The 22,255-nt window shown below is 70.4% G+C and carries 28 protein-coding genes; 18 read left to right on the plus strand and 10 right to left on the minus strand.

All coding sequences use genetic code 11. The annotated features are described in order from the left end of the window. Positions 1 to 48: 48 nt before the first annotated feature. Genes fliO through csrA form a run of 8 tightly spaced genes read left to right on the plus strand, consistent with a single transcriptional unit; the run spans position 49 to position 6,524 of the window. Positions 49 to 540, plus strand: a complete 492-nt coding sequence (gene fliO, locus QRN40_RS07210) for a flagellar biosynthetic protein FliO (protein WP_285114864.1) — start codon at positions 49 to 51, stop codon at positions 538 to 540. Beyond that, complete coding sequence (gene fliP / locus QRN40_RS07215) at positions 537 to 1,364, plus strand: flagellar type III secretion system pore protein FliP (protein WP_502878937.1); 828 nt, start codon at positions 537 to 539, stop codon at positions 1,362 to 1,364. Before fliO ends, fliP begins: the two co-directional genes overlap by 4 nt. Beyond that, positions 1,361 to 1,636: a flagellar biosynthetic protein FliQ gene (locus QRN40_RS07220; protein ID WP_285114866.1), complete on the plus strand. Its 276-nt coding sequence runs from the start codon at positions 1,361 to 1,363 to the stop codon at positions 1,634 to 1,636. The genes fliP and QRN40_RS07220 overlap by 4 nt, the downstream gene beginning before the upstream one ends. Beyond that, positions 1,636 to 2,397, plus strand: a complete 762-nt coding sequence (locus QRN40_RS07225) for a flagellar biosynthetic protein FliR (RefSeq protein ID WP_285114868.1) — start codon at positions 1,636 to 1,638, stop codon at positions 2,395 to 2,397. The genes QRN40_RS07220 and QRN40_RS07225 overlap by 1 nt, the downstream gene beginning before the upstream one ends. After that, positions 2,394 to 3,488, plus strand: coding sequence for an EscU/YscU/HrcU family type III secretion system export apparatus switch protein (locus QRN40_RS07230; RefSeq protein ID WP_285114869.1), 1,095 nt, complete (start codon positions 2,394 to 2,396; stop codon positions 3,486 to 3,488). The genes QRN40_RS07225 and QRN40_RS07230 overlap by 4 nt, the downstream gene beginning before the upstream one ends. After that, positions 3,485 to 5,542, plus strand: a complete 2,058-nt coding sequence (locus QRN40_RS07235; protein WP_285114870.1) for a flagellar biosynthesis protein FlhA — start codon at positions 3,485 to 3,487, stop codon at positions 5,540 to 5,542. Before QRN40_RS07230 ends, QRN40_RS07235 begins: the two co-directional genes overlap by 4 nt. Next, a complete protein-coding gene (locus tag QRN40_RS07240) occupies positions 5,520 to 6,278 on the plus strand; it encodes a hypothetical protein (RefSeq protein WP_285114871.1) in 759 nt (252 codons plus the stop codon). The genes QRN40_RS07235 and QRN40_RS07240 overlap by 23 nt, the downstream gene beginning before the upstream one ends. A 9-nt stretch (positions 6,279 to 6,287) precedes the next feature. Next, positions 6,288 to 6,524, plus strand: a complete 237-nt coding sequence (gene csrA / locus QRN40_RS07245) for a carbon storage regulator CsrA (protein ID WP_285114873.1) — start codon at positions 6,288 to 6,290, stop codon at positions 6,522 to 6,524. Between the two features lie 55 nt (positions 6,525 to 6,579). Here csrA and QRN40_RS07250 read toward each other — a convergent pair whose 3' ends face one another. Beyond that, the gene (locus tag QRN40_RS07250) at positions 6,580 to 7,290 is read right to left on the minus strand and encodes a DUF4386 domain-containing protein (protein WP_285114874.1); all 711 of its coding nucleotides are present in this window, start codon (positions 7,288 to 7,290) and stop codon (positions 6,580 to 6,582) included. Between the two features lie 73 nt (positions 7,291 to 7,363). Between QRN40_RS07250 and QRN40_RS07255 the strand changes: the two genes are divergently transcribed. The 6 genes from QRN40_RS07255 (at position 7,364) to QRN40_RS07280 (ending at position 12,442) form a co-directional block, all read left to right on the plus strand. Then, a complete protein-coding gene (locus QRN40_RS07255; RefSeq protein ID WP_285114876.1) occupies positions 7,364 to 8,068 on the plus strand; it encodes a TetR/AcrR family transcriptional regulator C-terminal domain-containing protein in 705 nt (234 codons plus the stop codon). A 91-nt stretch (positions 8,069 to 8,159) separates the two neighbouring features. Beyond that, positions 8,160 to 9,752, plus strand: coding sequence for an MFS transporter (locus QRN40_RS07260; RefSeq protein WP_285114877.1), 1,593 nt, complete (start codon positions 8,160 to 8,162; stop codon positions 9,750 to 9,752). 2 nt (positions 9,753 to 9,754) lie between these two features. Further along, positions 9,755 to 10,948, plus strand: a complete 1,194-nt coding sequence (locus tag QRN40_RS07265; protein WP_285114878.1) for a sensor histidine kinase — start codon at positions 9,755 to 9,757, stop codon at positions 10,946 to 10,948. Next, positions 10,945 to 11,568: a response regulator transcription factor gene (locus QRN40_RS07270; RefSeq protein WP_285114880.1), complete on the plus strand. Its 624-nt coding sequence runs from the start codon at positions 10,945 to 10,947 to the stop codon at positions 11,566 to 11,568. Before QRN40_RS07265 ends, QRN40_RS07270 begins: the two co-directional genes overlap by 4 nt. A 21-nt stretch (positions 11,569 to 11,589) precedes the next feature. Then, positions 11,590 to 12,237 carry a TMEM175 family protein gene (locus QRN40_RS07275; protein ID WP_285114881.1) on the plus strand — a complete coding sequence of 216 codons (648 nt, stop codon included), beginning with the start codon at positions 11,590 to 11,592 and terminating at the stop codon, positions 12,235 to 12,237. Between the two features lie 16 nt (positions 12,238 to 12,253). Beyond that, positions 12,254 to 12,442 carry a hypothetical protein gene (locus tag QRN40_RS07280; RefSeq protein WP_285114882.1) on the plus strand — a complete coding sequence of 63 codons (189 nt, stop codon included), beginning with the start codon at positions 12,254 to 12,256 and terminating at the stop codon, positions 12,440 to 12,442. Between the two features lie 25 nt (positions 12,443 to 12,467). Here the strand turns inward: QRN40_RS07280 and QRN40_RS07285 are convergent, their stop codons facing one another. Beyond that, positions 12,468 to 12,710 carry a hypothetical protein gene (locus tag QRN40_RS07285; RefSeq protein WP_285114883.1) on the minus strand — a complete coding sequence of 81 codons (243 nt, stop codon included), beginning with the start codon at positions 12,708 to 12,710 and terminating at the stop codon, positions 12,468 to 12,470. A 111-nt stretch (positions 12,711 to 12,821) separates the two neighbouring features. On the opposite strand from QRN40_RS07285, the gene QRN40_RS07290 reads away from it, so the two are divergent. From QRN40_RS07290 to QRN40_RS07300, 3 genes are all read left to right on the plus strand, one after another. Next, a complete protein-coding gene (locus QRN40_RS07290) occupies positions 12,822 to 15,659 on the plus strand; it encodes a hypothetical protein (protein ID WP_285114884.1) in 2,838 nt (945 codons plus the stop codon). A gap of 132 nt (positions 15,660 to 15,791) precedes the next feature. Further along, positions 15,792 to 16,004, plus strand: a complete 213-nt coding sequence (locus tag QRN40_RS07295) for a hypothetical protein (protein ID WP_285114885.1) — start codon at positions 15,792 to 15,794, stop codon at positions 16,002 to 16,004. Positions 16,005 to 16,026: 22 nt separating this feature from the next. After that, entirely contained in the window at positions 16,027 to 16,356 is a 330-nt protein-coding gene (locus QRN40_RS07300) for a hypothetical protein (protein WP_285114887.1), read from the plus strand. 111 nt (positions 16,357 to 16,467) lie between these two features. Here the strand turns inward: QRN40_RS07300 and QRN40_RS07305 are convergent, their stop codons facing one another. From QRN40_RS07305 to QRN40_RS07320, 4 genes are all read right to left on the minus strand, one after another. Next, positions 16,468 to 16,659: a hypothetical protein gene (locus tag QRN40_RS07305; RefSeq protein WP_285114888.1), complete on the minus strand. Its 192-nt coding sequence runs from the start codon at positions 16,657 to 16,659 to the stop codon at positions 16,468 to 16,470. Between the two features lie 30 nt (positions 16,660 to 16,689). Next, the gene (locus QRN40_RS07310; RefSeq protein ID WP_285114889.1) at positions 16,690 to 17,037 is read right to left on the minus strand and encodes a hypothetical protein; all 348 of its coding nucleotides are present in this window, start codon (positions 17,035 to 17,037) and stop codon (positions 16,690 to 16,692) included. Next, a complete protein-coding gene (locus tag QRN40_RS07315; protein ID WP_285114890.1) occupies positions 17,034 to 17,333 on the minus strand; it encodes a hypothetical protein in 300 nt (99 codons plus the stop codon). The genes QRN40_RS07310 and QRN40_RS07315 overlap by 4 nt, the downstream gene beginning before the upstream one ends. Before the next feature lie 80 nt (positions 17,334 to 17,413). After that, positions 17,414 to 18,082 (minus strand): HAD family hydrolase, encoded by a 669-nt coding sequence (locus QRN40_RS07320; protein WP_285114891.1) that lies wholly within the window; start codon positions 18,080 to 18,082, stop codon positions 17,414 to 17,416. 56 nt (positions 18,083 to 18,138) lie between these two features. Here QRN40_RS07320 and QRN40_RS07325 point away from each other — a divergent pair, with 56 nt between their 5' ends. Beyond that, entirely contained in the window at positions 18,139 to 18,957 is an 819-nt protein-coding gene (locus QRN40_RS07325; RefSeq protein ID WP_285114893.1) for an SDR family oxidoreductase, read from the plus strand. Between the two features lie 14 nt (positions 18,958 to 18,971). On the opposite strand, the gene QRN40_RS07330 is transcribed toward QRN40_RS07325, so the two are convergent. The 4 genes from QRN40_RS07330 to QRN40_RS07345 form a co-directional block, all read right to left on the minus strand. Continuing rightward, entirely contained in the window at positions 18,972 to 19,667 is a 696-nt protein-coding gene (locus QRN40_RS07330) for a hypothetical protein (protein ID WP_285114894.1), read from the minus strand. Between the two features lie 60 nt (positions 19,668 to 19,727). Then, positions 19,728 to 19,976 carry a hypothetical protein gene (locus QRN40_RS07335; RefSeq protein WP_285114896.1) on the minus strand — a complete coding sequence of 83 codons (249 nt, stop codon included), beginning with the start codon at positions 19,974 to 19,976 and terminating at the stop codon, positions 19,728 to 19,730. Positions 19,977 to 20,050: 74 nt separating this feature from the next. After that, entirely contained in the window at positions 20,051 to 21,085 is a 1,035-nt protein-coding gene (locus QRN40_RS07340) for a Gfo/Idh/MocA family protein (protein WP_285114897.1), read from the minus strand. A gap of 49 nt (positions 21,086 to 21,134) precedes the next feature. Continuing rightward, complete coding sequence (locus QRN40_RS07345) at positions 21,135 to 22,145, minus strand: Gfo/Idh/MocA family protein (protein WP_285114898.1); 1,011 nt, start codon at positions 22,143 to 22,145, stop codon at positions 21,135 to 21,137. Positions 22,146 to 22,255 lie beyond the last annotated feature (110 nt).

Consider the following 22,255-nt stretch of genomic DNA (forward strand, 5'->3'; position numbering starts at 1 on the left):
TCCGTCCAGCACCTAACGGGACCCCGGCCCCGGTCGATAGTGCGAGCCGTGGAGACCCTGTTCATCGCCCTGCGCGTGCTCGTGGTGCTCGGCGTGATCGTGGCCCTGCTGTGGTTCGTGCAGCGACGGGTGACGAAGGGCCGCAGCTCCGGCCGCCGACGTCGCGGGAACGCGGTGACCGTCGTGGGCCGGCAGGGGGTCGGCCCGAAGGCGTCGGTCGTCGTCGTGGATGTGGACGGCAACCGGTTCGTGCTCGGCGTCACCGAGCGCCAGGTCAGCGTCCTCCACTCCAGTGACCGCCCGCACGATGCGGACGTCACCCCGATCACGCGCGTACGCGAGGTGGAGGCCAGGACCGGCACCACCGATGCGTCACCCGCTCCGACTCTCACCAGCACCACCAGCACCACTTCCAGGCAGGATGCCGACTTCCTCACGGCGCAGGGACGCGCCTCGCTCTTCGACGAGGCACTCAAAGGCTCGATCCTGTCCCCGGCAACGTGGCGTCAGGCGAGTTCGGCGGTGCGGCCCAAGAGGTGACGCGCGCCGGGCGGCTTCCCCGCCTCGCCGCGGCCGGCGTCCTGGTCGCCGTCATCGCCGTCGCGATCGTCCTGTTCGGCGCGAACGCCGCGCACGCCGTCCCCACCCCCGTCCCGACACCGACGGGACCGGGCGGTCCGGGTGGCGCCACCGGCGGCATCACCCTCGACATCAACGGACCGAACGGCACCCCCAGCGCGGCCATCCTGACCCTGCTGGGCATCACCGTGCTGTCGGTCGCTCCCGCGCTGCTGCTGATGATGTCGTCGTTCACGAAGATCTTCGTCGTGCTCGCGATCACCCGGAACGCGCTGGCGCTGCCGTCCATCCCGCCGAACCAGGTGCTCGCCGGGCTCTCGCTGTTCCTGAGCCTGTTCATCATGAGTCCGGTGCTCGTCGACATCAACAACTCGGCGGTGCAGCCGTACCTCGCCGGTCACATCGACTTCACCGCGGCGGTGCACGCCGCCGAGGGGCCGCTGCGCGGGTTCATGGCGGCGCACACCCGCGAGGAGGACATCGCGCTGATGACCCGCGCGGCGGGCCGGCCGAACCCGAGCACGGTCAGCGCCGTCCCGATGCTCACGCTCATCCCGGCGTTCATGATCTCCGAGCTGCGGGCCGCGTTCATCATCGGCTTCGTCATCTTCGTGCCGTTCCTGGTCATCGACATGGTGGTCTCCGCGGCGCTGATGTCGATGGGCATGATGATGCTCCCGCCGGTGATGATCTCGCTGCCGTTCAAGATCCTGCTGTTCGTGCTGGTCGACGGCTGGGGTCTCATCATCACCAGCCTGATCACGAGCTATCGAGGTGGCGGATGAATCCCAACGCCGTCCTGGACATCGCCATCCAGGGACTCATGGTGACCGCCAAGCTCGCCGCTCCGATCGTCATCACCGCGCTCGTCGTCGGCTTCGCGATCTCGCTCGTGCAGTCGATCACGCAGATCCAGGAGGTCACGCTCTCGTTCGTGCCGAAGGCGGCCGCGGTCGCCATCGCGCTGATCATCTGCGGGCAGTGGATGATCTCCGAGCTCGTCACCTTCACCCACGTGCTCTTCGACAAGATCCCGCTGCTGCTGGGCGGTGGCTGATGAACATCCCCATCGACGTCGCCGCGCTCGAGGCGATCGCGCTGGCCTCCCTGCGGATGGTCGCCTTCCTCGTGATCGCGCCGCCCTTCTCGTACAACGGCTTCCCCGCTCAGGTGAAGGGGATGCTGGCGATCGGTCTCGCGGTCGCGGTCGCGCCCCGCGCGGGGGCCGGGTACCACTCGGGCGACACCGGCGCGTTCCTGCTCGGCATGGTGCGTGAGCTCGCGGTGGGGGCGACGCTCGGGTTCCTCGTCTTCCTCGTCTTCGCGGCCATCCAGTCGGCGGGGAACCTGGTCGACCTGTTCGGCGGCTTCCAGCTGGCCCAGGCGTTCGATCCGCAGTCGATGATCAACGGCGCGCAGTTCACGCGGATGTTCCAGCTGACCTCCCTCGCCCTGCTGTTCGCGTCGGGCGGCTACCAGCTCATCATCGGCGGACTGGTGCGCACGTTCGACGCCATCCCGCTCGCCGCGGGGATGGACATGGCAGACCCGGCGAAGCAGATGGTCGCCGGCGTGACACAGATGTTCATCGCTGCTCTGCAGATCGCCGGGCCGCTGATCGTCGTGCTGTTCCTCGCGGATGTCGGCCTCGGCCTCCTCACCCGCGTGGCGCCGGCGCTCAACGCGTTCTCGCTCGGCTTCCCGCTGAAGATCATGCTCACGGTGGTGCTGTCGGCGATCGTGTTCATCGCGCTCCCCGGCATCGTGTCGGGCCTCACCGACACCGCCGTCAAGACGATGCTGGAGGTGGCCCGGTGAGCGACGCGCAGGAACGCACCGAGCAGGCCACCGAGAAGCGGATGAAGGAGGCGCGCTCCAAGGGCCGCCTCAGCAAGTCGTCCGACCTCACGGCCTGGGTCGGCGTCGGCGCTGCCGCGGTGATGCTCCCGTTCACGTTGCAGACCGGCAGCACCGCCGCGATCGAGCAGCTGTTCTCCGTCCGCTCGGTGATCGAGAGCCCCGACCCGGCGAAGGCGCTCGCCGCCCTGGGAGCGGGTCTCGGCAGCATCATGGCGACGATCGGGCCGCTGCTCGGTGTGGGAGCGCTCGCCGTGGTCGGCGCGGCGGCGGTGCAGGGCGGCATCCACTTCAAGAAGCTCGAAGGCAAGTACGAGCAGTTCAACATCGTCAAAGGCATCGGCCGGGTGTTCGGGATGCGCGCCCTCTGGGAGGGCGCGAAGACGCTGCTCAAGTCGGGCGTCGTCGCGATCGGGCTGTTCCTCGTCGTGCAGGGTCTGATGCCGGTGCTGCTCACCTCCGGGACGATGCCGCTCGCCTCGCTGCTCTCTGCCGCATCCGGGGGCACGGCCGGCCTGCTGCAGGCCGCGGTCGGCGCGGGGCTGGTGCTCGCGGGCCTCGACGTGCTCGTCGTCATGCGGCGCAACCGCAAGCACACCCGCATGAGCAAGCAGGAGGTGCGCGACGAGAACAAGAACAGCGAGGGCGACCCGCTGGTCCGCTCGCATCGCCGCTCCCGCCAGCTCGCGATGAGCCGCAACCGTATGATCGCCGCGATCGCCGGGTCGGATGTCGTGCTCGTCAACCCGACGCACATCGCGGTCGCGGTGAAGTACGAGCCCGGCCGGTCGGCGCCGCGGGTCGTGGCGAAAGGCTCCGGCGCGATCGCGCTCCGCATCCGCGAGAAGGCGGAGGAGGAGCGCGTGCCGATCGTGAAGGACATCCCGCTCGCCCGGGCTCTGCACGCCGGCTGCCAGGTCGGCGACGAGATCCCGGTCGAGCTCTACAACTCCGTCGCGCGCGTGCTCGCGTTCGTCATGTCGCTGAAGCAGCGCGGCTCCGCCGCCGGCTTCCACACCATGCGACCCCAACTGCAGGGAGGGCTCACATGAAGCCGAACAAGGGTCTCGCCGCCAAGGTGGCCGTGCCGATCGGTGTCGTCGGCATCATCATGCTGCTGGTCGTGCCGGTGCCGTCGTGGCTGCTCGACATGCTCATCATCGTCAACATCATGCTGGCGCTGGTCGTGCTGCTCACGACGATGTTCGTCAAGAAGCCGCTCGACTTCTCGGTGTTCCCGTCGCTGCTGCTGGTGGCGACGCTGTTCCGGCTGGGACTCAACGTCGCCTCCACCCGTCTGGTGCTGGGCGACGGGTTCGCCGGCCAGGTCATCCAGGCGTTCGGGCATGTGGCCGTCGGCGGGTCCATCATCATCGGCGCCGTGGTGTTCCTCATCCTGGTGGTCATCCAGTTCATCGTGGTCACCAAGGGCGCCGAGCGCGTCGCCGAGGTGGGCGCGCGGTTCACCCTCGACGCGATGCCCGGAAAGCAGATGGCGATCGACGCCGACCTCAACGCCGGCCTCATCACCGAGGAGCAGGCGCGTGCGCGGCGCGCCGAGGTGTCGGCCGAGGCGGACTTCTACGGCGCGATGGACGGCGCCTCCAAGTTCGTCAAGGGCGACGCGATCGCGGGCATCCTGATCATCGTCATCAACGTCGTCGGCGGCATCGCGATCGGGATGATCCAGCGCGGCATGGACCTGCTCGACGCGGTCAACTCGTACACCCTGCTCACCATCGGCGATGGACTCGTCTCGCAGATCCCGGCGCTGCTCATGGCCGTCTCGACCGGCATGATCGTGACCCGGTCGAACGCCGAGTCCGACATGGGGACGACGGCCAGCGGACAGCTGAGCCAGTCGCGCAACGCCCTGATGATCGCGGGATGCGCGGCCATCGTGATGGCGCTCATCCCGGGCATGCCGCCCATCCCGTTCGTGCTGGTCGGAGCGTTCCTGATCTTCGCGTCGCAGCGGATCAAGACCTCGCAGGCCGCCGCCAAGAAGGCGCAGGCGGCGCAGAACGCCGTCGCGACGGCGACCAAGTCCGAGACGACCGAGGATCTCATCGAGCAGATGCGCGTCCACGCCCTGGAGATCACGCTCGCCCCGGACCTCGTCGACATCGTCAGCGGAGCCTCCGACGACCTGCTCGCCCGGGTGCGGGCGCTGCGCCGCAAGATCGCCCTCGAGCTCGGCGTCATCGTCCCGCCGGTGCGCACGCGCGACAGCGCGGACCTGCCGCCGTCGACCTACGTCATCAAGATCGCGGGGGTGGAGGCGGGGCGCGGCCAGGCGCCGTCCGGCCGGGTGCTCGCACTGGGCGACGCGCTCGACAACCTGCCCGGAACGCCCACCGTCGAGCCGGTGTTCGGCCTTCCGGCGAAGTGGATCCCGTCCGAGATGCGGCACAGCGCCGAGCTGGGCGGCGCGACGGTCATCGACCGCGTCTCGGTGCTGATCACGCACCTGTCGTCGATCATCACCTCGAACGCCGCCCGCCTGCTGACGCGCGAGGACGTGCGGCTGCTGACCGAGGGCGTCAAGCAGGTGAACCCGCCCGCTGTGGAGGAGCTCATCCCGGCGCTGCTGTCGCTCGCAGAGGTGCAGCGCGTGCTGCAGGGGATGCTGGCGGAGCAGGTCCCGATCAACGACCTGCCGCGCATCCTGGAGGCGCTGACCCTGCGGGCGAAGGTCTCGAACGACCCGGAGGGGCTGGTCGAGGCGGCGCGTGCGGCGCTCGGGCCGGCGGTGGTCGCTCCGCACATCGACGCGGGGACGCTGCGCGTCATCATGATCGACCCGGGACTGGAGCAGTCGATGCTGGAGGGCCTGCGGCCGTCCGAGGCCGGCAGCCAGATCGTGCTCGACCCGGTGCGGCTGGAGGCGGTGCTCGCGTCCATCCGGGACACCGCGGGGCGTCTCGACGAGGCCGGCGTCTCGGCGGTGCTGGTGTGCGCGCCCGCGCTGCGTCCGGCGATCCGGAGGCTCGTGGCCGGTCAGATCGGCGGACTCGCGGTGCTGTCGTACCAGGAGGTGACCGCCGTCCAGGCGGCCATCGAGACCGTGGGGGTGGTCCGCGGTGCGGAGTCGATCGCGGCCTGAGTGGGTCGACGGCGACGAGGAGGTGCTCCCCGCCGTCTCGACGTCGTCGCTCGCCTTCCAGGCGGTGCTCGACGACCTCGTGCGTGCCGTCGACGCGCCCGAGCTGCTCCCCGCCGGCGTGTCCGTCCCGGCGCCCACCGGCGTCTCCGTCCCGTCGAGTGGTGAGTCGTTGCTCGAATCCCCGTCGAGTGGTGACGACATGTCGCAACTCGGGGATCCGTTCGTTCCGCCGGTCGTGCAGGTCGCCCCGGTCGCGCCGGAGCCGGCGACGCCGGCCGTGCCCGCGGGGCCGCCGCCGGCGCGGCTGCGCGGACGCGGCGACCTCACGCTGGTCGTCGGGCTGGGCTCCGACGCGCATGCCGCCGCCCGCGTGCTGGCCGCCTCCGCCGGCGCAGGCGCCGAGGTGCACGCGCTCGCCGACCGGAGGGATGCGCTGGCCGCGCGCGCCGACGGCGTCCGACGCGACATCCCCGTCGTAGCCGCTTTCGCGCTGGCCGTCCCGTCCGGCGTCCCCGCGGTCGCCGCCGAACTCGCCGGGATCGCGCCCGACCAGGTCTGGGTCTCGGTCGACGTCTCGCGCCGCCTCGACGACACCGCCGAGTGGGTGCGGGCGGTGGATGCGGTGCTCGCGGTGGACGCGGTGGCCGCCACCGGCGCATCCTTCACGTCGTCGCCGGACGACATCCACTCGCTCGGGCTCCCGGTGCTCTGGCTGGACGCGCCGCCCGGCGGATAGGCTGGCCTGATGCTGGTATTGACGCGCAAGGCGGGGGAGCGGGTGCTCATCGGCGACGACATCGTCGTGACGATCCTCGAATCGCGCGGTGACGGGGTGCGCATCGGGATCGACGCCCCGCGCGGCATCCGCATCCAGCGCGACGAGGTCGTGAAGGCCGTGACCGAGGCGAATCAGGAGGCGACCGAGCGGGCCGCGGGCACCGACGACGCCGCGGACCTCATCAAGAAGTCGCTGGGGCTCTGACCGTCCACTCAGCCGACTCGACCCCCGGGCGTGACCGTCGCATCCATCGAGGAGTTCATCGCAGCGCAGGCGTGACCGCTGCGGGCTGCGCGTGCGGGGTTCGCGCGCGGAACCCGTGCACCGTCAGGTAGATGCCCAGGAACGCCTCCCAGACGAACTCCGGGATGGTCGCCAGCGCCGACCACGTGGAGACCTGCTCGTACGCCCCGAGCAGTACGGCCACACCCGACAGTGACAGCAGCGGGCCGCCGACCATGCCCAGCCACGCCCATCCGCGCGGGATGAGGTGCGCGCGGTAGAGCATCCAGCCGAGGATCAGGCCGTTGCCGATCCCGACGACGAACCCCGGGCCGAGCAGGAACGTCCACCCGTGCAGCGCCACGAGCGCCTGCGCGACGACGATCGCGGTCGCGTCGGCGCCGGGGGCGAAGCCGTCTTGGCGCAGGGTCACCACCGAGAGGAGGCTGAGGATGCCGACCGCGATGAGCGTGCTCTCCATCACCCGGGCGACGACGTAGGCGAGCGCGAGCGACGGGCTCGTGCGCCGGAGCACCGGGTAGAGCACGAGCGCGGTGCCGAGGTTGGTGATGACGAGTGCGACCTCGCACAGCGCCCCGGCGAGGACGGGACCGGCGTCTCCCGAGCCGAGGATGAAGTGCGGGTCGCTCAGCACCGGCCCGTAGAGCAGCGCTCCGGTGATCGACGTCGCGAAGGTGAGCAGGAAGAGCACGCCCGCGGCGAGCGAGCGGCGGCGATCCGGGTCCATGATGGTCTCCTTGAGAGGCGGAGGTGTACGGCGTACACCTGTCAGACATGACGATAGGTGTACGCTGTACACCATGTCAAGTGAGTCGACGCCGCGCGTGACCCTCAGCGCCGACCGGGTGATCGACGCCGCGATCGAACTCGCCGATCGCGAAGGACTCGAAGGCCTCAGCATGCGAGCGCTGGCGCAGGGCTTCGGCGTCGTCCCGATGGCGCTGTACAAGCACGTCGCGAACAAGGACGACCTGCTCGACGGCATGGTCGACCGCGTCTGGGCGGAGGTCGAGGCGCCGCAGCCCGAGCTCGGCTGGCGGGAGGCGATGCGGCGCCGCTCGATCTCGCTGCGAGCCGCGATGCTGCGTCACCGCTGGGCGGTCGGGATGATGGAGGCGCGGATGCGCCCAGGGCTCTCCAACCTGCACCAGCACAACGCGATGATGGGATGCCTCCGGCTCTCGGGCTTCTCGTTCCGGACGACGGTCCACGTCACCTCGGTGCTCGACGCGTACGTCTACGGTTTCGCCCTGCAGGAGAAGACGCTCCCGTTCGGCACTCCGGAGGAGTCGGGGGAGGTGGCCGCGCAGAAACTCGAGGCGACCCCGCCCGAGTTCGCCCAGCACTTCCCGCACCTGCTGGAGGTCGTGTCCGAGCTCGCCCGCTCCGGCTACGACTACGACGAGGAGTTCCTGACCGGCCTCGACCTCATCCTGGACGGGGTCGAGCGTCTGCGCCCGGAGTGGGCCACGGCGGACGCCCGGGCCGACGCCACCTCCGGCTGAGGCAGCCGGCTGACGCGTCCACCGATCGGTGGACACAGGTGACGTCCACCCGCCGGTGCCCGCAGAAGCGGCGCGACGCCAGGCTGAGGGTATGAAGTCGTCAACCCTCGCCCTCACCGGGCTCATCTTCGCCGTCTCGATGACGACGATCGACCAGACGATCGTCGCGCTCTCGGCGCCCAGCATCCAGCAGAACCTCGGGCTGAGCCACGACGGGATGCAGTGGGCCGTCAACGTCTACCTCCTGACCACCGCCGCCTTCTTCCTGCTCGGCGGCCGCATCGCCGACGTGGTGGGTCACAAGCGGATGGCGCTGGTCGGCATCGCCGGCTTCGGCATCACGTCGCTGCTATGCGGGCTGGCGCCGACCGGCGACCTCGCCGAGCCGTGGCTGGTCGCCGCCCGGGCGCTCCAGGGCGTCAGCGGCGCGATCATGTTCCCGGCGGCGATCGGCATCGTCGTAGAGGGCTTCGCCCGTGAGAGCCGCGGACGCGCCATGGCGATCTTCTTCGCGATCACCGGCGCCATGACCGCGGTCGGACCGATCGCGGGCGGCTACCTCACGCTCTGGACCTGGCGGGCCATCTTCTGGGTCAACGTCCCGATCGCCGTCGCGGCCTTCGTCATCGTGCTCATCGCCGCGCGCCCCTCCACCCGGCGACACGAGCGCATCGACTGGCTGGGCGCTGCGATCGTGGCCGCGGGGATGGGCCTGGTCGTCTTCGGCCTGCAGCAGGCGAGCCCCTGGGGATGGGCGAGCCCGGCGGTCATCGGCTCGCTCGTCGTCGGTGCAGCCCTCCTGGTGCTGTTCGTCGTTGTGCAGCGCCGGATCGCCCAGCCGCTGATCCGCATCGCCGCTTTCCGCGACCGCGGTTTCACCCTCTCGACCCTGGCGACGCTGTTCGCCTCGATCGCCTTCATCAGCGCCTTCTTCTTCCTGAGCGTCTACGGTCAGGTGTCGCTGCAGCTGTCGGCGTCCGAGACCGGACTGCTGTTCCTCAAGTTCTTCATCGGGTTCGTCATCGCGAGCAGACTCGGCTCGGTCCGGTTCGACAAGAGCGGAGCGCGCAGGGTCGTGCTGCTGGGCGGTCTCATCGGCGCGGTCGGCTTCGGCTGGCTGGCGACCACGGCGACCGATCTGTCGATCCACGCGGACGCCTTCTTCAACCCGCAGACGTGGCCCATCGTGATCGCGGGTGCGGGCATCGGACTCATGTTCAGCCCGGTGTCCACCGACGCCGTGAACCGCGCGATCGGCGCGAGCTACGGCGAGGTGAGCGCGATCTCGCAGACGATGAAGAACTTCGGCGGCGCACTCGGCCTCGCGGTCTTCACGACGATCGTGACCTCACGGCTCACCGACCTGCTGACCACCTCGTTCGCGAAGTTCGGCGGCACGGCGGCGGACGCGCAGACCGCGGTCGACAGGATCAGCGGCGCCTCCGGCAGCGGCGGCTCGCTCGCGAACATCCCGCAGGCGATCCAGGACCAGATCCTGCACGCGGTCCGCGCCGACTACGCTTCGGCCGTGCAGTGGGCGTTCTGGGGCATGGCGGCCGCGATGGCGGTCGTCGCCGTGATCGGGATCTTCTACCCAGCCGGTCGCACCTCGCTGCCCGAGGAGCCCGCGGCCGTCACCGGCGGCGCCGGCACCGACGCCGCCGACAGAGCCGCTACAGTCTGATCGTGACGGAGCGCGTGGACGACCGCTGGTTCGGCGACTGGATCGGGTACTCGGCCGCCGCGACCCTCGCGTCGGTGGTGCTCATCCTGGCCAACCCGATCAGCGGCTACCCGCGGACCATCGTGTCGGCGGGGCTCGTCCTCGCGCTCTTCCCGGTCTACTGGTACCTGGCCCGGCCGAGCCGAGCCGGCATCCGCGGCAACACCTGGCGCGCGTGGACGTATGTCGGGATCGCGACGGCCGTCTACTTCGCCGCCTACGGGCTGAACACCTGGGCCAACATCGCCCTGTTCATCGTGTCCCCGCAGTTCTTCCTGGTGCTCTCGGCCATCCCCGCCGCGGCGGCGATCGTCGTCATCAACTTCGGCGGGGTGCTGGTCCGGTGGCTGGTCGGCGACCTCGACCCCGGCGATGTGGCGGGGACGCTCGGTCTGACGGTGCTGATCATCGCGGTGTCCGTCTACTTCAGCAACCGCATCACGGCGGTCACCAAGGAGAGCCGCGAGCGCGGACTGCTGATCGACAGGCTGCGCGAGCAGCAGCGCGAGATCGCGGAGCTGTCGGAGCAGCAGGGCGCTGCGGCCGAGCGCGAACGGATCGCCCGGGAGATGCACGACACGCTGGCGCAGGGGTTCACGAGCATCGTCACCCTCGGCCACGCCGTGCAGGGCGAGTTGGAGTCGGATCCCGCGACCGCGCGCCGTCACGTCGAGCTGATGACCGACACGGCGCAGGAGAACCTGCAGGAGTCACGTCGGATCATCGCCGCATTGACGCCAGGGCGGCTGGCCGAATCGACGCTGGAGCAGGCGCTCGGCCGGGTCGCCGGCCGGTTCGAGGAGGAAGCGGGCGTACCGGTCGCCTTCCGGGTCACCGGCACGCCGCGGCCCGCGGCGCCCGCACTGGAGGTGGTCGCGTTGCGTGTGTTCCAGGAGGCGCTCGCCAACGTGCGGAAGCACGCGCGCGCCGGGGCGGTGGATGCGACCCTCGCGTACGACGCCGGCTCGCTCGCGCTCACCGTGCACGACGACGGCCGCGGCTTCGACGCGGGCGCGCCGCGCGACGGCTACGGCATCGACGGGATGGAGGCCCGCGTGCGCGAGGCCGGCGGCGCCTTCGCGCTGACCACTGCTCCCGGCGCGGGGACGCGCCTGCGTGTCGTGCTCCCCGCCGAGCCGATCGGGGAGGCGCCGTGATCCGCATCGTGCTGGCCGACGACCATCCCGTCGTGCGGGAGGGGATCCGCGGGATGCTGCAGGGCTACGACGACATCGAGGTGGTGGGCCAGGCGGGCAGCGGGCCGGAGGCGGTCTCGCTGGTGGCGGCACTGCATCCCGATCTGGTGCTGATGGACCTGCGGATGCCGGGTGGCGACGGAGTGGAGGCGACGCGCGCGATCGCGGCCGCGCATCCCGCGACCCGGGTCGTCGTGCTGACGACCTACGAGACCGATCAGGACATCCTGCGTGCGATCGAGGCCGGGGCCAGCGGATACCTGCTGAAGGACATCGCCCCTGCGGAGCTCGCCCGGTCGGTGCGCTCGGCCGCCGCCGGCGAGACGGTGCTGGCGACCTCCGCCGCGTCCGCCCTGCTGGGTCGCGTGCAGGGTAGGCAGGCAGCGCCGGCGCTCTCCGCCCAGGAGGTCAATGTCCTCCGGCTCGCCGCCGACGGACGGACCAATGCGGCCATCGGCGCCGAGCTGTTCATCGGGGAGGCGACGGTGAAGACGTACCTCAGCCGCGCCTACGAGAAGCTCGGCGTCTCCGACCGCACCTCGGCGGTGCGCCGCGCGCTCGAACTGGGCCTGCTCGACTGAGCCGTGCGGCAGAATGACCGCATGGCAGCACTCAGGACGGAACGCGGGCTCGACCGGCTCGTCAACTTCTCCGACGCGACGGTCGCGATCGCGATCACGCTGCTGATCCTGCCGCTCGTCGACGCCGCCTCCCAGATCGGCACGAGCTCGTTCGCCGAGTTCTTCGAGAAGAACGAGTGGGAGCTGCTCGCCTTCGCGGTCTCCTTCGCCGTGATCGCACGGTTCTGGGTCGTGCACCACCGGATCTTCGAGTCGGTCCGCGCCTACTCGTCGTTGCTGGTCTGGCTGAACTTCCTCTGGCTGTTCGCGATCGTGCTCATCCCGTTCACCGCGAACCTGCTCTCGAACGGCAACGGCGAGCGGCCGGACGTGTACGCCCTCTACATCGGCAACCTGTTGCTCGCGACACTCGCCTCCCAGCTCATCGGCCGCGTGCTGGCCCACAACCCCGAGCTGATGTCGGAGGAGGCGCGCGCGTCCATCGATCGCACGGCCGGGGTGGCCGAGCTCCTCCTGATGGCGGTCGCCCTGGTGCTGGCGGTGGTCGTCCCATCGGTCGGGATGTTCTGGCTCTTCCTGCTGTTCCTGGCCGACCCCGTGCACCGGCTGCTCCGCCGGATCGTGTACGGTCCCGAGACCGAACGACGGCCTTCCCGAACGCACACCTGAGGTCTACCGTCGGGGCATGCGCTCGAAGACCTTCTGGACCCTGGCCGCCATCGCCGTCGCGTACATCCTCGGAGCCCGCGCGGGCCGTGGCCGCTACGAACAGCTCACCGAGGTCTTCACCTCGTTCTGGAATGCGCCCGACGTGAAGAAGGCGCGCAAGAAGGCGAAGGTCCAGGCCGAGAAGACGCGCAAGCGCCTCTCCTGAACCCCGCCGCTAGACGAGCCCGGGCTCAGGGCTCGTCGTAGTCGCCCTCGGTGTACTCGCCGTCGGGCGCCGCGACCGGCTCCTGGGCGTCCGTGTAGGTGCCCTCGGTCTCCTCCTCCGGGCCGACTCCCTCGGTCTCGGTGTACTGACCGTGCACCGTGCGCTCGTGGGGTCCTTCTCCGTCGACCTCGGTGTAGCTGCCCTCGAGGTTCTCGCGTGCTTCGCCGATCCGCTCTGCGTCGCCGTCCGGCTGGTATGGGATGCTCATAGCAGGGACATTACGCCGAGACGCCGCCGACTGCCACGGTTCGAATCGCTGTAGCCGCCCGGACGCCCGCGAGAGTAGTCTTCCGCCGTCACCCGGACGATCGGCGGACCGATGAGCGATGAGCCAGAGGGCCAACGCTGGCCCCATCACGTCCTTGAGCTGCGCATCCACGGCATCAAGAACACACCGCCGACGGAGATGCTGGGGCGCGACCAGTCCGAGCTGAAGCAGACGCAGGGCGACGAGAACGGCGGGTTCTGGTGGGCGCCGAAGCAGGATGAGCCCGACCGCGATCCGGATGAGGCTCCCGGATCCTTCGACCCGACCGTGCCGCCGCCGGACGTGCGCACGGAAGCGTACTCCTGGGGGCGCCTGGCCCGCTTCGGCGCGGGACCGCTGCTGTTCATCGGTCAGCTGTTCGTGCAGCTCGCCTGGCTGCTGCTCGCTCCCTTCGGTCTGGCGAACGCCGCGTACTGGACCCGGCGCATCCCGGCCCAGCGGCCGGGCGGCGAGTGGGACGCCGGGGTGGGCGGGGCGTCGCTCCGCGTCTTCGCGCTCGGCCTGACCCTGCTGTACGTCTGTGCTCTGGGGTCCGTGAGTCTCGACCTGGGCGTCCAGTGCATCACGGGTGCCGCATGCACCGCCCTGCCGAGCGGTGTCACGGGCTTCTTCGCGAACGCCCCGCTGAGCTGGCGCGGTCCCCAGCTGGCGCTGCTCTCGCTGCTGCCGGTCGGCGGCGTGCTCCTCCTGTACGTGGTCTCCCGGCGTGCGCGCAGCCGGTACGAGGCGGCCATCTTCGACGCGGCCGACCGGATGGGCGGGCGCGGCGTGAAGCGGACCGGCCGGCTCCGGCCGCTCGCGTCCGAGGGGTTCTGGCGCACCGCCCGCGTCGGGCCGCCGACGGAGCGCCTGCACCTCGCCGCGGCCTTCCTCCTCGTCGCCCTCCTGCTCGGGTGGGACCGTGTGTTCGCGGGGACGCCGTCGTGCGCCAAGCTGCAGACCTTCGTGTCCGGGGAGTGCCTCGGAGCGGCGGTCGGAAACGGCGACGTCCTGGCGCTGATCGGCGGAGTCGTCGCAGTCCTGGGCCTCGTGATCACGATCATCCTGGTCGGCGTGCTGGCCGAGACCACGAACACCAGCAGCGCCTCCGTCGACGAGTTCCTGCGCGACCGGCTCCGCAGGACCGGGACGGTCACGGCGTGGGTGCTCATCGTCTCGGTCGCCGTCTACCTGTTCGTGGGCGCATCCCTCTGGTTCGGGGGAGAGTACGCCGCGCCGGTGACGGGTTCCTTCCTCGGGCTCGCGACCGCGCCCTCCATCATCCTGGGTGTGCTGCTCGCGATCTGCATCTCGGCGCTGGGCTGGCGCCGCGGTGTGCCGCACTGGCTCTCGATCGCGCTGATGACCGGCGCCGGGCTCGCTTTCCTCGCCGGTGTCGCGCAGAACCCGCCCACCCTCGGCGGCGCGCCGGGGCCCCTCCGCCTGCCGCTGTTCGCCGTCGCCGCCGCGCTGACGGCGGTGCAGCTGCTGGCGGTGTGGTGGTGGCCGCGCTCGCGAGCGGGGCGCCGGATCGGCCCGCCCGAGCGGTTCCGCGCCGAGGGGTGGGCCGGAATGGCTCCGGGCGTGTGGATGCTGCTCGCGCTCGGCGCCGCCATGCTGCTCTCCACGCTGCTGGTGCTGGGCGTCCAGGGCTGGCTGCTGAGCGGATCGCCCCCGTGCGGCTGCGCCGTCCCTCCGCACGGAATGCTGCGGCCCCCGATCGTCTATGCCAACTTCGGCGATGTGCTGCCGTTCATCGCCATCGCGCTCGCGCTGGTGGCGCTCGTCATCGCGGGCGCCGTCCTGCGCTGGATGCCGCTCCTCACCACGCCGCGCACCCGCGATGGTCGCCGCCCGCTCCTGGAGGAAGTGGATGCGTACCGCGACGGCCGCATCGCCGCGAGCACGACCGCCGACCGTCTCGCCCTCAAGATCCTGCGGGCGCGGCGCCTCGCGGCGCTCGTGCACCGCGGCGAGCCCATCCTCGGGATCCTGGCCCTGCTGTTCGCGGTGGGGTTCGTGGTCGCACTCGCGGTCTCCTATTCGGTGGCGTTCCGCTGGATCGACGGGCTGGTCGGGCCCGCGCTGACCGTGATCGCGGCGGCCATCCTCGCGGTGGTGGTCGAGAACGCGCTGACCGCGAAGGAGCGTCCCATCAGCATCATGTGGGACCTCATGTGCTTCCTGCCGCGCGCGGGGCATCCCTTCGGGCCGCCCTGCTACGCGGAGCGCGTCGTGCCCGAGATCCGCGACCGGGTGACCGACTGGCTGACCCACGACCTGCAGCCGCCGGAGGGACTCACCCTCGCCGAACGCCTCAGCTGGCGCGACAAGCAGGAGGAGACGGCGCTCGCCGAGGAGCGGCCGTTCGACGTCGTACTGTCGGCGCACAGCCTGGGCGCCGTGCTGGCGGTCTCGACACTCTTCACGCTGCGCCCGGACGGCGCGGACCACCTGCGCAATGTGGCGCTGCTCACCTACGGTTCGCAGCTGCGCGTCTACTTCGGGCGGTTCTTCCCCGAGCTGTTCGGCCCGGATGCGCTGGGAACCCTCGGCGCACGCCGTCCGCTGCTCGCCAAGGCCGACCCGTGGTTCGCGCAGGTCGAGCTGGATCAGGACGGCGAGCCGGTCGTCGTCAGCGCGTCCGGTGCGGACGATCCGTCGCTCACCGAGCTGCTGACGCAGCCGGACGGCTCCGTCGCGTGGATCAACCTCTGGCGGCGCACCGACTACCTGGGCTTCCCCGTCAACAGCTACCGCCTCGACGACGGTCGTCCGGACGACCTCGACCGCGGCGCCGACGAATTCGGGCCGCCGCGCTACCTCGTCAAGGTGGCGACGCATCCCGACTATCAGTCAGCGCCCCAGTACCGGGTGGCCCTGCTCGACCTGATCCGGCGGCTGCGCTAGCCCGCTGACGAGAAGACGCTGACGAGAAGTCGCTGACGAGAACACGCTGCCGAGCGACTCCACGCTACGCCCCGCGCGTGACCGGTTGAACCCCCTTGAGCGTCCGGGCGGTCGAGGCGTTACGTGAGACTCATGACCGATTCGCGAGACGCACAGGAGCCGATCACCGGCCACGACCCCACCAACGGGCTCGCCGGCGACCTCGAAGGTGACGACGGCGGAGCCGCCCAGCCCACAGCGGACAAGGACGTGATCCAGGATGTGATTCCGGACCTCGACGACGCCCGCGACACCGACGCGGACGAAGACTCCGCCACCTCGTACAGCGAAGAGGGCCGGCCGTAAGGCCCCCGGGAAGGAGCGGAGCATGAGCGACACCAGCGGACTGCCGAACACCGACGCCGAGGGCGTTCCCGCCGAGGACCAGCCGGAGCGTTTCGAGCAGGGCGGCCAGTCGGGCGAGCGCGACGCGCAGGCGGCCGAGCCCGCCGAGACCGACCCGGGCCAGGACGGCGACGACGTGTCACCCGGCGGCGTCTCAGCGCCGGGCGAGACCGGCGTGACGCCGGAGGGAGCCGAGGATGTGACCCCGGCCGCCGGCGGCACCGACCAGGCCGAAGCCCCGCCTGCCGACTTCGACCCGGCCGACCAGCCGTCCAACCCGGACCTCGTGGGGCACAGCGAGCCCCCGGACTGATCGGTCACCCCCCAGACCACCGGCCTCGCGCCGGTGCCGGGCCGGCCCCGCTCTCCTCATCCCAGAGCGGGGCCGATCTGTGTCTGCGGGGCTAGGCCTGTGTCCGCGGGGCTAGGCGGCCGGCCGCCCGGCGAGCCATCCGGCTCCGGCGACCAGCCCGATCACGCACAGGCCGACGCCCACACCGAGCGCGGTGACGCCGCCCGTGCGCGGAAGCACGAGCCCGACCACGAAGAGCAGCGCGCCGACGTTGAGCAGCACGGCCGATATCCAGCCGAGGACCCTGCGCAGCGTCGCGTTCATCCGGGTATCGTAGCCCGGCCGGGCGGGCCGCTACTCGCCGTCGATCAGCTGGAGCAGTCGCTTGCTCTCCCGTGCGATGTCGTCGTGGTCGTTCTGCGATGCGCGGCTCTCGAGCGAGATCACCCCGCAGCGGTGCACCTTCGCGAAGTCGCCGTACGGGAAGCTGAAGCGTCCCTTGGTCTCCTCGCTCTTGTCCGGGTCCTCGCCGAGATGCCAGAGCGCGTACTCGTCCCAGCCGTTCTTCTCGATGAACCGGTTCTCGTCCTCCGCGCTGGGGGCATCCTCGCTCCAGGCGTCCCGCTCGTCGTGCACGACCTTGCCGTCCTCGACGAGCTTCCGCGCGTGCTCCAGAGCCTTCTTGTTCAGCCGGACGCTCATGCTTCGCCTTGGTTCCCCGTGGATGCCGTCTCGGCATCCAGCGTCTCGTTGATGAGGGAGGCGACGAGCATGCGCCAGTCGGACCCTTCGTGCAGCGTCTCCGTGTACCCGGGCGGCACGGCGCCGAACACCGGCTCGTGCTCCTCACCCTCGACGGCGACCCGGATCAGCGTCCCGAGTTCGGCGTGCGACTCGTCCAGGACGACCCACACCCCCGCCGTCTTCTTCTCGACATGGAAGATGCGGCCCCGGTACGGGTAACGGACGCTGGACATCTCGAGCTCGCTCGCCGACATGGCGACTCCTCTCCTCGGACTCGTCGGACCCTATCGAACGCTGCGCGAGCGCCGTTGGCAAGAGCCTTCTCTTCGACGGGTCAGGCGGAGCGGCGTCCGCTGAGCACGCCGTCGATCCGCGCGAGCAGGTCCGCCGGGTCGTCGAAGACCGAGACGGCCCCCGCTTCGAGCAGCTCGGACGGTCCCACGCCGCCCGACAGCACGGCCGCCCCGCGCACGTGTGCGCGCGCCGCCGCCATCATGTCCCACACCGAGTCGCCGACGAACAGAGCGTCCGATGGCGCGGCTCCCGCGCGTTGCAGTGCGACCTCGATGATGCCCGGTTCCGGTTTGGCCGTGGCCACATCGTCCGCGTTGGTGGTCGCGTGGATGGCGTCCTCCGCATCCAGCGTCTGCATCAGCAGTTCGAGCTCGTCCGACGGCGCGGACGTCGCGAGCACCACCCGGATGCCGCGCGAGGCGAGCTCGCGGAGCAGGTCCGCGGCCTGATCGAAGGCCCGCAAGCGCCCGGACTGCTCGCGGTAGTACTGGGAGTGGAGGTCCTTGGCCCGGTTCGTCCACTCCTCGTCGCGGTCACCGACCAGCGATTCGAGCAGCTTGGCCGAGTCCTGACCGATTCCGCGGTGGATCCGCCACGAATCGACGGGCGTCCCCATGTCGGCGAAGGCCCGGCTCCAGGCGTCGACGTGGAGGAAGTTGGAGTCGACGAGCGTTCCGTCGACGTCGAAGAGCACTGCGGAGATGGTCATGCCTCTACGAGTACCACCCCTTGCGCCCGCCGGGCATGGGGTGCACCGTTCGCGGCATGGCTGATCACTCGTATCCGGAACTCACCGCACCCCGCACCGCCATCGTCACCGGCTCCGACTCCGGCATCGGCCGCGCCACCGCCGTGGCCCTCGCCGAGGCCGGGATGGATGTCGGCATCACCTGGCATTCCGACGAGGAAGGCGCGGAGGAGACCGCCCGTCTCGTCCGCGAGGCCGGTCGTCGCGCCGTCGTCACCCGGCTCGACACCACGGACGCCCCCGCCTGCGGCGACGTCGTCGACCGTCTCGCCGACGAGCTCGGGGGCTGCGACGTCTTCGTCAACAACGCCGGGCTCAACGGCGGCACTCCCTTCTTCGACACCGACTGGGAGACCTGGCGGAAGACCGTCTGCGGCGACCTCGACGGCGCCTTCGTGTGCATCCAGCGCATGGCCCGGCGGATGGTGGATGCGGGACGCGGCGGCCGCATCATCGGCGTCACCAGCGTGCACGAGCACCAGCCCCGGGTCGGCTCGGCCGCGTACGACGCCGCCAAGCACGGCCTCGGCGGCCTGCTCAAGACGCTCGCGCTCGAACTCGGCGAGTACGGCATCACTTCGAACGCGGTCGCGCCCGGCGAGATCTCCACCCCGATGAATGACGCGGAGGATGAGGACCCGCGCGAGGTGCACCGCCCCGGCATCCCGCTCGGCCGCCCCGGCGACGCACGGGAGATCGCCGCGGTGATCGCGTTCCTCGCGTCCCCCGGGGGATCGTACGTGACCGGCGCCTCGTGGGCGGTCGACGGCGGGATGCTGCAGATGGGCCCGCAGGCGGGGTCGCACCTGACGTCGGACGACTGGCGGCGCCTGTAGGCGGGGCTCCGCGCTCAGCCGATGAGGGAGACGGCGCGGGCGATGACCAGCGCCAGCAGGACGAAGCCGGCGAACGACTCCAGAGCCATCAGCAGCTTCGCGCGATGCCGCAACGGCATGGTGTCGGTTGGACTGAACGCCATCGAGTTCGACAGCGAGAAGTAGAAGTAGTCGACGTAGGTCGGCACCCAGTCCGCTTGCTTGCTCGAGCCGCGCGCGACCTCGTCGATCGCGTCGTGGTCCTCGTCCTGCGGGAACCGGAAGTCCGCCAGCTCCATGCGGGGACGCGGCACCGTCGAGCGTGCGACCGGTCCGCCCCGGTCGAGCACCCAGAAGACCAGCGCGAATGCGATCACATTCGTCAGCCACACCTGCAGCGATGCGAGGAGCAGCTCGGATCCGTTGCCGTGCTTGCCGAGGAGCCGGACCACAGTCTCGGCGAAAGCGATCTGATTGGCGATCAGGATGATCCCGGCGAGAGCGATCTCGGCCCGGCGCGACCACGCCGACTCCCGGGTGAGCCGGTGCGGGTTGTACAGGACGAGCGCCACGATCATCAGCACGCACACGCCGACGACGGCGTACCGCTCGATGACCGGCACCACGCTCGGCAGGAGGGCGTAGGCCGCGAGCGCGACCAGCGTCGCGATGACGGCGGGCCAGCGATGTTCGGGCTGGGCCGACCGCTCCCGCTTCTCGGTCTGTGTCACATCGTGAACAGTACCTGCGATGCGGCTTGCGACGCGGGAACGCCGCAAGCCGCACCTTCGTCAGTTGAAGATCGCCCACTCGGAGCGGTCGAGTCTGGCACGGCTGCCGTTGATCACGAGGTACCAGGACGTCTCGTCACGATGGAGGTACTCGGCCAGGATCGTGGTGTACTTCCACTCGCCTGAGATCAGGGACCATCGGATCAACGAGATGAGCTGGCCCTGTCGCAGGTACGGGACGGCGACGAAATCATCCTGACGATGGGGCTCCTGCAAAGTGTTGCGGGCCCCCGTCCGCTGCGTGCTCATACGGCACTGTAACTCCGCCGCAGGTCCGCTGGATATACCCTGATTTCATCGTTCGGTGAATTGTGACCGGACCCTCACTCGTCGCTCGCCGCCACGAGTTCGCGTACGGTCCGCACCGGCGCGATCGTCTTGCTCTGCGCCGACTCGTAGGCCGCCAGGATGATGCCCAGCACCTCGATCCCTTCCTTCTGCGTGTGCAGCGGCCGGGTGCCGTTCAGGATGCTGTGCGCGAAGTGTGCGATCTCCTCGCCGAACTCGTGCACGGGTTCCAGCTCGAGGACCGTCGGCTCGGTGTCGCCGCGCAGCCGGTAGCTGAGGGAGGTGCCGTCGCTGGTCAGGCTGCCGAGGTCGCCGACGACGGAGAACTTCTCGGTGCCGTCGGCCGGCTCGTAGGCCCAGCTGGTGACCAGGCTGCCGATCACCCCGTTGTCGAAGCGGACCAGCACCTGGGCCGAGTCCTCGCCCTCCATGAAGCTGAGCCGGTGGGTGGCGAGCAGGGCGGTGACCTCGACCGGCGAGCCGCCGGCCAGGTGCAGCAGCAGATAGGTGGGGTGGTAGCCGGTGTCGATCAGCTCGCCGCCGCCGCTCGTTGCGGCGTGGGCGCGCCATCCCATGTTCGACGGGTCGAAATCGTTGAAGAAGCTGTCGGTGGTGCGCACCTCGTAGACGCGCCCGAGCACGCCGGACTCGAGGAGCTCCTTGGCCGTGGCGACGGCGGGGAGGAACAGCTGGTTGTGAGCGCACATCAGGGTGACGCCTGCTTCCGTGACCGCCGCATCCACCTCGGCTGCCTCTTCGGGGGTGAGGCAGAGCGGTTTCTCGCACAGGATGTGCTTGCCGGCGCGGGCGGCCGCGACGATCGCGTCCTTGTGCAGGTGGTGGGGCAGGCAGATGTCGACGGCGTCGATGTCCGCCTCGGCGAGCATCGTCGTGTAGTCCGAGTAGATCGCGGCGCCGGAGTCGCCCGCGCGCAGTTCGGCGGACTCGCGGACCGGGTCGGCGACGGCGGCGAATGCGACGGTCTCAGGGTTGCGGAGGTAACCGGCGACGTGGGCGCCGGCGATGCCGCCGGCTCCGATGAGGCCGATGCGGACGGTGGGGCTGGGCATGGGGGAGTGCTCCTCAGGAGAAGTGGATGGGTGCGAAGGCTCGGAACGGTCAGGCACGGGTCACCGGCTCGCCGGTCAGCTGGACCACGCGACCGGTCGCTGCGGACTCGTTGGCCGCGACGACTATCCGCGTGAGTTCGACGGCGTGACGCAGGTTGTCGTCGGCTGTCGTCCCGTCGTGGATGTGCTGGACCCACTGCGCGAACGCGCCGGGGCGCCGCTCGGGGAGCGGGAGCTCCTGCCACTCGTCACCGAACGCGCCGCCCTTCGCGAGGAGGCGATCGCCGCCGAAGCCGAAGGTGAGCGTGGCGGCTGTGCCGCGCAGCTCGATCGTGAACGCGCCGGGGGTGGTGACGACGCTCGCCTCGAACACCCCGAGTCGGCCGTCCGGGAACTCCGCGGTGACCACCGCGTTGTCCTCCACCGCGCGGCCGGTGACGTGACCGTAGCTCGCCGAGAGGGAGAGCGGTTCCGCCCGGTGGAACAGCCGGGTGAGGTACGCCGGGTGGCATCCGAGGTCGGTGAGCGCTCCGCCGATCGCAGCCACGGGGTCGCCGAACCGCTCGGGCAGCCAGCCGCCGACCCAGCCGTCGTGGGCCAGGCGCACCCGCGAGTAGGTGAGCTCGCCGAGCGACCCTTCGTCGAGGACTCGTTCGATCGCGACGGTGTAGTCGTCCGACAGCCGCGGGAGCGAGACCACGAGTGCGACGCCGGCACGGCGGGATGCGTCGACCAGCTCTTCGGACTCCTCGACCGTCGGGGCGAGGATCTTCTCCGTGAAGACGTGCTTGCCTGCGCGGATCGCGCGGGAGATGACGTCGGTGTGCTGGTCGGTCGCGGTGGTGACGGTCACGGCGTCGAGTCCGGGACGCGCGAGCAGGTCGTCGAGATCGGCGACGAACTCCACGCCGTACTGGTCGGCGGCGGTGCGGCCGCGCTGCTCGTCGTCGTCCCAGACGGCGACGAGGGTGGTGTCGGGGTGCTCCTGAACGTTGCGGACGTAGTCGCCCGCGTGCACGTGCCAGAAGCCGATCGCTGCGACGGTGAGTGGATGGGACATGCCTGGGAAGGCCTCCTTGCCTGGATGGGGTGCGCGCGAACTACGGAAGCGTACCTTCTGCTCCGGAGCAGTCGATAGCCATTACGGCGGAATTTCTGAAATCGTTCCCA

The organism is Leifsonia sp. fls2-241-R2A-40a, from assembly GCF_030209575.1.
GTDB lineage: Bacteria > Actinomycetota > Actinomycetes > Actinomycetales > Microbacteriaceae > Leifsonia.